The organism is Alexandriicola marinus (assembly GCF_004000435.1).
GTDB lineage: Bacteria > Pseudomonadota > Alphaproteobacteria > Rhodobacterales > Rhodobacteraceae > Alexandriicola > Alexandriicola marinus.
The window spans coordinates 1-291 of record NZ_RBVZ01000094.1 but is presented as its reverse complement, the minus strand read 5'-3'; the positions used below and the strand labels follow the sequence as shown (position 1 = coordinate 291).

Genomic DNA, 291 nt, shown 5'->3' with positions numbered 1-291 from the left:
ACGGCGCGGTTGATGATCTTGAAGTAGCCGCCGCCGGCGAGCTTCTTGAACTTCACCAGCGCGAAGTCGGGCTCGATGCCGGTGGTGTCGCAATCCATGACCAGGCCGATCGTCCCGGTCGGCGCGATGACGGTGGCCTGCGCGTTGCGGTAGCCGTGCTTTTCGCCCAGTTCCAGCGCCTCGTCCCAGCTGGCACGCGCCAGCTCGACAAGCCTCTGGTCGGGGCAATTCGCATGATCGAGCGGAACCGGCGCGACGTTGACATCCTCATAGCCCGACGCGTTGCCATAG

General features: G+C 64.9%; 1 protein-coding gene. It reads right to left on the bottom strand.

What is annotated here, in order from left to right:
• Nucleotides 1–291: hypothetical protein (locus tag EP376_RS22825; protein ID WP_164745074.1), on the bottom strand; the 291-nt coding region annotated here is incomplete at both ends.